This is a genomic window from Streptomyces blattellae, from assembly GCF_009709555.1.
GTDB classification, from domain to species: domain Bacteria; phylum Actinomycetota; class Actinomycetes; order Streptomycetales; family Streptomycetaceae; genus Streptomyces; species Streptomyces blattellae.
This window is the reverse complement of sequence record NZ_WJBG01000099.1, coordinates 1-6954: the sequence shown is the minus strand read 5'-3', so window position 1 is coordinate 6954 and position 6954 is coordinate 1. Positions and strand designations below refer to the sequence as shown.

The window sequence follows — 6954 nt, the reverse complement described above, 5'->3', positions numbered from 1 at the left end:
ACCACGTGCCGCCACCGAGCTCACCACGTGCCGCCACCGAGCTCACCACGTGCCGCCACCGAGGTCACCACGTGCCGCCACCGAGGTCACCACGTGCCGCCACCGAGGTCACCACGTGCTGCCACCCAGGTCACCACGTGTCGCCACCGAGGTCAGCCGTCCGTGACCCCCGTCGACGGCGGTGCCTGCGTGCCCGGCCTGGAGCGGACCTCGTCGGTGCACTCGTAGCGTCGGACGGGCTGTGTGTCCGGGCCGCCGAGGATGACCGAGCCGTCGCCCTCGGCCGCGGCGGAGTCGGACAGGGTGCAGACGATCTGGGCGAGGGCGTAGGAGGTGAGGCCCGCGGGCGGGATGCTCAGCCGCAGCGCGTCCTCGGGGTCGCCGGGGCGCGGGCCGCCGACGGTCATGCCGCCGCGTACGTCCGTGGTGTACCCGGCCTCCTTCTCGCCCGCCGACGGAGTCTCCGCCAACTCGTCGAGCAGCCCCTGCGCCACCAGCACCCGCCGCTCGGAGTCCACGGCGCCGTCCGGCATCCGCACGGTCCGGTCGACGGCCACCAGCGACGACCGGCACAGCAGGAAGACCTGCACCGGCAGCCCGCCCGAGGCCTGCGGCGAGACGTCGTGCCCGGCCAGCGAGCACTGCACGCGCGACGGCGCGGGCCCGAAGTCCGTCGGCACCTCGGTGGCCCGGATCCCGCACCCGGCGAGCAGCACCGCGAGCAGCACGGCCAGCACGGGAACGGCCGCCCATCGGCATACGGTCATCAGGCCTTCCCCTCCGCGGGCTTGCCGTTCATGTCGCCGTTCTCCCGCGCCGTCAGCTCCGACGCGTCCCGCGGCAGCGACAGCGTGAACACCGCGCCCCCCTCGGCGGAGTTGGCGGCGGTGATCTCGCCGCCGTGGATGTGCGCGTTCGCCAGGGCGATGGACAGGCCGAGCCCGCTGCCGTCGGAGCGCGGCCGGGAGGCGCTCGCCTTGTAGAAGCGGTCGAAGACGTGCGGCAGGACGTCCTCGGGGATGCCGGGCCCGTGGTCGTGCACCTCGATGATGACGTCCTCGACGGCTTCCCGGACCGACACCCGCACCGGCGAACCGCCGTGCTTGAGCGCGTTGCCGATGAGGTTCGCCAGGATCACGTCCAGGCGGCGGGGGTCGAGCCGGGCGTGGATGCCGCGCTCGGCGTTCAGCTCCACCGCGTCCAGCCAGGCCCGTGCGTCGATGCAGGCGGTGATCTGGTCGGCGACGTCGACGTCGTCCAGGACGAGCCGCGCGGTGCCCGCGTCGAAGCGGGTGACCTCCATCAGGTTCTCGACCAGGTCGTTCAGCCGCCGGGTCTCGCTGACGACGAGCCGTACGGCGGGCTCGATCATCGGGTCCATCGACCCGGACTCCGCCTCCAGCTCCTCCTCCAGGATCTCCGTCACGGCGGTGATCGCGGTGAGCGGCGTACGGAGTTCATGGCTCATGTCCGCGACGAACCGCCGGGACGCCTCGTCCCGCGCGGCCATGTCGTCGACCCGCTTCTCCAGCGCCTCGGCCGCGTCGTTGAACGTCCTTGACAGGTCCGCCAGTTCATCGGTCCCGGACACCCTCAGCCGGGTGTCCAGCTTTCCCTCGCCGAGCCGCCGGGCGGCCACCCCGAGCCGGTGCACGGGCTTGAGTACGGTGGTGGCGGCGGCCTGCGCGAGCAGCGCGGAGCCGATCAGCGCGAGGCCCGTGGCGATCCCCAGCGACCAGGCGAGGGAGTTGAGGTCCTTCGCCTCCGGCTCCAGCGACTTGAGCATGTAACCGGCCGGTCCGCCGCCGATCACCTTCGTGCCGGCCACCAGATACGGGGTGTCCCGGTCGACTATGCGCTGCCAGTACAGGTGGTACGCGTACTCGTTGTTCGCGTTGACCTCCTGCTTCTTGTTCACCGCCGTACGCAGCGACTTGGGCACGTCCTTCAGCGCGAAGCCGTCCAGGGCACCGGAGTTGCCGTACACGGTCCGGCCGGTGTCGTCCCGGGCGACGAGCAGCACGCTGAAGCGCTGGCTGCTGTTCGCCATCTGGCCCGCGGTGTCCTGCAGTTCGTCCTGTGAGGGGTGCTCGGGCAGGGCGCCCGCACGGTTCTGCATCTCCTGCTGGAAGTCCGCCAGCACCGCGTCCTGGGTACGGGTGAGCACGGCCTCGCGGTTGAGCCAGTACGCGATCGCGGACGCGGACACCGCGGCGGTCAGCGCGACCAGCCCGAAGACCACGACCAGCCGTAGCCGCAGACTGGTGAAACGCAGCCGTGCCAGCTGTCCCACGCGCGCCGCGGCCCAGCCGCGGAAGCCCCCTTGCGCTGGTGTCACTGAGGACTGTCCAGCCGGTAGCCGACCCCGCGCACCGTACGGATCAGCGTCGGGGACGACGGCACGTCCTCGACCTTCGCACGCAGCCGCTGCACACAGGCGTCCACCAGCCGTGAGTCACCGAGGTAGTCGTGCTCCCACACCAGCCGCAGCAGCTGCTGCCGCGACAGCGCCTGACCGGGCCGTCGGCTCAGCTCAAGCAGCAGTCGCAGCTCGGTCGGCGTGAGCTGAAGATCCTCGCCGTTCTTCGTCACGGTCATCGCCGCGCGGTCGATCACCAGGCTGCCGAAGGTCGCCGCGTCGTTCGCCTCCCGTTCCCCGCGCCGCAGCACGGCCCGGATCCGGGCGTCCAGCACCCGGCCCTGCACGGGTTTGACGACATAGTCGTCGGCACCGGACTCAAGGCCGACCACCACATCGATGTCGTCGCTGCGCGCGGTCAGCAGAATGATCGGCAGCTGGTCCGTGCGCCGGATGCGCCGGCACACCTCGAACCCGTCGATGCCGGGCAGCATCACATCCAGCACGATCAGGTCCGGCCGCTGCTCACGGAGCAGCTTCAGTCCGTCCTCACCGGTGGCAGCGGTGGCAACCCGATGTCCCTGGCGCGTCAGTGACAGCTCCAGGGCCGTACGGATGGCGTCGTCGTCCTCGATCAGCAACAGGGAAGGCACGGGGGTCATTCTGGCCCATGGCGGGCCGGGGTTTCGACACTTGTACGGCTACGTGCACGTAGCGCGCTTTCCCATGACCGGACTGTGAGCCGGCTGAGGCAGACCCCTGTGACAGGTCTGTGACAGTCGGCGGACACGGCCATGAAGTCGGCTCGGCAAGCTTTTGGGCACAGGCAAGGAAGCGAGGCCGGACCGGGCCGAGCGAGACCGAACACCGGGGACTCCACGACGGGGGGCGCGAGATGAACACGCTGCACAGCACGAGCGCGAGCGCAGTTGTCACGCGTCTGCACGACGTGCACGGGGGCCGGGGTTCCGAGAAGTCCGGTGCTGTGAGCGGGCGGGGGTGCGCTCGCGGCACCGGGCGTCAGCACACCGTCTATATGACGGTGGTTGACGCCTTCACGGGGGAACCGCACAAGGGAGCCGCGTACAGGGAGGACACGGGGGAGCGTCGCTCGCTGTCGGAGGCGGAGTTCACCGCCTACGTCCGGGAGCGCCGCGCCTCCCTGTACGCAACCGCCTACCACCTCACCGGCGACCGCTTCGAGGCCGAGGACCTGCTCCAGAGTGCCCTCTTCTCGACGTACAAGGCGTGGGACCGGATCAGCGACAAGGCCGCGGTCGGCGGATACCTCCGCCGCACCATGACCAACCTGCACATCAGCGCGTGGCGCCGCCGCAAGCTGAACGAATACCCGACCGAGGAACTGCCGGAGACGCCCGGCGACACGGACGCGATGCGCGGCACCGAACTGCGCGCGGTCCTGTGGCAGGCGCTGGCCCGGCTGCCCGAACTCCAGCGCACGATGCTGGTCCTCCGCTACTACGAGGGCCGCACCGACCCGGAGATCGCGGAGATCCTCCACATCAGTGTCGGCACGGTGAAGTCCAGCATCTGGCGTTCCCTGCGCCGGCTGCGCGAGGACCAGGTCCTCAGCTTCGGCCGTGACGAGGAGGAGTCCTTCGGGGAGCTCGTCGCCTGAGGGTCTGGGGGAGCAAGTAGCGGGGGATGCCAGGGGGAAGTACGGGGGAAGTACGGGGGAAGTACGGGGGAGCGGTACCGGGGGAACCAACGGGGTCACGGGGGACAGCACGGGGACAGCGGGGGAGCACAAAGGGAGCGGGACTGGAGGGCCGGGGGGTCCGTCCAGTCCCGCTCCCCTTTTTTGCGCCTAAACCGGCGCCGCTCTCGCGGACTTGGTCGCTCGCCGTCGGGGTTCCTCAATTGATGGTTGCGGTGTTCTTCGTTGCGGTGTTCTTTGCCGTCATACACCGCCCAGCCGCAGCGCCGGCCAGCCGCCCCATCGCCTCGTCCCGGTCGCAGGCGTGTGCGCCCAGGCCTGTCTGGCGGGCCACGATGGAGCGCTCGGCGCGCATCAGTCGCCAGCCGCGGCGCAGCAGGAACGGTACGGACTTGCGGCCTTCCTTCAGGTCCCGCAGGAAACGGCGGCGGAAGGTGCGCACCGGCCCCCGGCTCAGGCACAGCGCGTCGGCCAGGATGCCCAGCTCACGGCAGCGGGTGACGATCTCGGCGGCGAAGATGCCCTCGGCGATGAACAGCGGGGTGCGGCCGATGTCGACGGTCTCCGTGCCGGTGCGGGCGCTGCGGGAGATGTCGTAGAGCGGGACGTTCGTACGACCCGTGCGGCACAGCTCCGTGACGGCGGCCACGGCGGTGTCCGCGTCCCATGAGCCCGGGTGGTCCCAGTCGATGTCGGAGCTCCCGAGGACCTGCGGCAGCGTCGGGTCGTCGCCCTCCTTGTAGAAGTCGTCGAGCCTGAGGACCGGAAGGCCGGAACGGGCCGCGAGAAGGGACTTGCCGGAGCCGGAGGGGCCGCAGAGCAGCACGACTCGCGTCGGTATGGGTGGGTGGGCGCTCACGGAAGACCAGTGTGGCATTCACCTGCCGTTCACTGAACCCCGCGGGTCGGCTTTGCAGCACGCGTCACACCTGACAGCAGAACAGCAGAGAGCGGCGCTCACCCTGGACGGAGGGAGCGCCGCTCCTGCGTGTGTGCCCAGCATGGGCGATTGCTTGGGGGTGGAAGTCCCCTGGGGGAAGAGGTGGTGCTAACCCCGAGCCGGAGGCAAGGGCGTCATCGTGAGGTGGGGTCTGGAGGAAGCCCGAGGCGAGACCTGGGTACCGAGGAACGCGAATCGCGTATGAGGCGTACTGGTCGGGTGAGCCTGCACGAGAAGGCGATGCCCGTCACTGCCAAGAGGGCCAGTGCGTAAACGCGGCGGGGATCCAGGGACAGTGATCGTTCTTACCTGGGGAGATCTGTCCGGGTGTCGGTTGTGCTGAAGTTGTCGCCGCGCCGACGGTCCGTGCCGGGAGGCGCGGGCTGACCGGGCAGAAGTCAGCAGAGGTCGTAGTACCAGCCGGGATGGCTGCCGGTGCGTGGCGGGCTGGGAAGGGCCGAACATCGAGTGGAACGGGTGATGTGGTGGTTGCTCGTGCTGGTCACGTGGACCGCAGTAAGTCCGCTTCGGCGGTGCCGACCGGGAAGGGACCGGTGCATTCCGGAAGTGTCCTGGCGGAGCGTAGTGGCCGGTCGGCGCACTCCACGGAGGGCGTTCACCGGGAGCGGGAGTCTTCGCTGTGGGAGTTGATGCTCTCGAAGGAGAACCTGCTCGCGGCGCTCAACCGCGTTGAAGTCAACCGGGGTGCTCCCGGGGTGGACGGCATGACCACGGCTGAGCTGAGGCCGTGGATCGCGGTGCACTGGCCCGAAGTGAGGGCCGAACTCGACGCGGGCATCTACCGGCCGGCGCCGGTCCGTCAGGTGATCATCCCCAAGCCTGGCGGCGGTGAGCGGATGCTGGGGGTGCCGCGGGTGCTGGACCGCTTGATCCAGCAGGCCATCGCGCAAGTGCTCGTGCCCATCTTCGACCCGCAGTTTTCGGGGTCGTCCTTCGGGTTCCGTCCCGGCCGGTCCGCCCATCAGGCGGTCCGTGTCGCGCGGCGGGCCATCGAGGACGGACACCGCTGGGTCGTGGACCTTGATCTGGACCGGTTCTTCGACCGGGTTCAGCATGACGTCCTGATGGCGCGGGTGGCGCGCAAGGTCGATGACCGCAGGGTCTTGAAGCTGATCCGCAGGTATCTGGACGCCGGGATCATGGTGGGCGGCATCAGGATGCCGAGCGCGGAGGGGACCCCCCAGGGTTCCCCGCTGTCGCCGGTCTTGTCGAACATCATGCTCGACGACCTGGACCGGGAGTTGTTCAAGCGCGGTCACCGGTTCGTGCGTTACGCAGACGACGTTCGTGTCTTCGTGCGGAGCAAGCGAGCCGCTTGCCGGGTGCTCGCCTCGGTCACGGCCGTGGTCGAGCAGCGGTTGAAACTGAAGGTCAACCGGGACAAGTCGAAGGTGGTCCCAGCTTCTGTCATGACGATGCTGGGGTTCGGCTTCTATTTTGCCCGGCGTGGGAAGGTTGGGATCCGCGTCGATCCGAAGGCGGTCGTCCGTCTGAAGATGCGGCTGCGGGAGCTGACCTCGCGCCGGTGGAGCATCGCGATGAACGAACGTATCGCGAAGATCAACCGCTTCATCGTTGGCTGGATGGGCTACTTCCGGCTCGCGGACGGTGCGCATCTGTTCCGCGAGCTGGACAAGTGGCTGCACCGCAGGATGCGGCAGATCCGTTGGAAGGAATGGAAGATCCCCCGGGCCCGCCGGGCCATGCTGCGCAAGCTCGGGTTCAACGAGCAGTTCTCCCGTGAGTGGGGGAACAGCAGCAAGGGCTACTGGCGGATCGCGGGCTCCCCCGTCCTCGCGCGGGCACTGCCCAACTCCTACTGGGACGACCTCGGCCTGAAGACGCTCAAGCCGACCTGGCAACGGTTGAGATCAGCTTGGTGAACCGCCGGATGCGTGACCCGCATGTCCGGTGGTGTGGGAGGAGGGCCGGGCGACCCGGCCCTCCTACCCGATT

6 protein-coding genes are annotated in these 6954 nt (G+C 69.4%); 2 read left to right on the top strand and 4 right to left on the bottom strand.

Features of this window, described 5'->3' with window-relative positions; genetic code table 11:
• Positions 1–152: 152 nt before the first annotated feature.
• Genes GFH49_RS01970 through afsQ1 form a run of 3 tightly spaced genes read right to left on the bottom strand, consistent with a single transcriptional unit; the run spans position 153 to position 3012 of the window.
• A complete protein-coding gene (locus GFH49_RS01970; RefSeq protein WP_155053978.1) occupies positions 153–767 on the bottom strand; it encodes a hypothetical protein in 615 nt (204 codons plus the stop codon).
• Positions 767–2338 carry an ATP-binding protein gene (locus tag GFH49_RS01965; RefSeq protein WP_155053977.1) on the bottom strand — a complete coding sequence of 524 codons (1572 nt, stop codon included), beginning with the start codon at positions 2336–2338 and terminating at the stop codon, positions 767–769. The genes GFH49_RS01970 and GFH49_RS01965 overlap by 1 nt, the downstream gene beginning before the upstream one ends.
• Positions 2335–3012 carry a two-component system response regulator AfsQ1 gene (gene afsQ1 / locus GFH49_RS01960; RefSeq protein ID WP_055611283.1) on the bottom strand — a complete coding sequence of 226 codons (678 nt, stop codon included), beginning with the start codon at positions 3010–3012 and terminating at the stop codon, positions 2335–2337. Before afsQ1 ends, GFH49_RS01965 begins: the two co-directional genes overlap by 4 nt.
• A gap of 242 nt (positions 3013–3254) precedes the next feature.
• On the opposite strand from afsQ1, the gene GFH49_RS01955 reads away from it, so the two are divergent.
• Positions 3255–3998 carry a SigE family RNA polymerase sigma factor gene (locus GFH49_RS01955; RefSeq protein ID WP_155053975.1) on the top strand — a complete coding sequence of 248 codons (744 nt, stop codon included), beginning with the start codon at positions 3255–3257 and terminating at the stop codon, positions 3996–3998.
• A gap of 238 nt (positions 3999–4236) precedes the next feature.
• Here the strand turns inward: GFH49_RS01955 and GFH49_RS01950 are convergent, their stop codons facing one another.
• On the bottom strand, positions 4237–4896 hold the full coding sequence (locus GFH49_RS01950; protein ID WP_196217828.1) for a uridine kinase family protein: 660 nt from the start codon (positions 4894–4896) through the stop codon (positions 4237–4239).
• Positions 4897–5627: 731 nt separating this feature from the next.
• On the opposite strand from GFH49_RS01950, the gene ltrA reads away from it, so the two are divergent.
• On the top strand, positions 5628–6881 hold the full coding sequence (ltrA, locus tag GFH49_RS01945; RefSeq protein ID WP_230396118.1) for a group II intron reverse transcriptase/maturase: 1254 nt from the start codon (positions 5628–5630) through the stop codon (positions 6879–6881).
• Positions 6882–6954: the final 73 nt, after the last annotated feature.